Source organism: Chitinophaga sp. 10T418, assembly GCF_056394125.1.
Genome location: NZ_JBFTHG010000047.1, coordinates 1 through 818, shown reverse-complemented (window position 1 = coordinate 818; position 818 = coordinate 1). Strand labels below are relative to the sequence as shown.

Annotated in this window: 1 protein-coding gene; it reads left to right on the top strand. The window is 51.1% G+C overall.

Annotated elements, in window-relative coordinates:
• The coding region (locus AC1DCV_RS35705) for an Ig-like domain-containing protein (RefSeq protein ID WP_477027671.1) at positions 1–818 on the top strand (818 nt) is incomplete at both ends.

Below are 818 nucleotides of genomic sequence, written 5' to 3'. Positions count from 1 at the left end.
GTACCCGCCAGTGTAGCCGTGAACGTGGGTAACAACAACAATACAGCCTCCAATATTTTAAGCCGCGTGTATGATGGCACGGCGCCTACTATTACAGCCGTAGATGTACCTGCCAACGGCACTTATCACCTCGGCGAAGGGCTCCGCTTCAAAGCACATTTCAGTGAGTCCATCGTTGTAACGGGCACGCCTACGCTCGATATCACTATTGGTGGCACTACCCATCAGGCTACCTATCAGGGCGGCACTGGTACAGATACATTGGGCTTCCTATATATAGTGCAGGCCGGAGATGTAGATATGGACGGTATCATACTGGGCGCTGCGCTCACCGGCACTATAAAAGATGCAGCCGGTAACAATGCAGCACTCACGCTACCTGCAGTAAACACCACTGGTGTACTGGTGAATACAAACATACCAGGTGTAACGGTGACAGCCAGCGCTACGTCTCCGCTGAATCAACCATTCACAGCTACCATTACTTTCACGGAAGCAGTAACCGGATTTGTAGTCGGAGATATCATCGTTACCAATGCGACCTTAAGTGCATTCCAGACAACAGACAACATTACGTATACTGTCCTCGTCACACCAACCGCAGATGGCACCGTAACCCTTCAGGTACCAGCCAGTGTAGCCGTGAACGTGGGTAACAACAACAATACGGCCTCCAATATTTTAAGCCGCGTGTATGATGGCACGGCGCCTACTATTACAGCCGTAGATGTACCTGCCAACGGCACTTATCACCTCGGTGAAGGGCTCCGCTTCAAAGCACATTTCAGTGAGTCTATCGTTGTAACGGGCACGCCTAC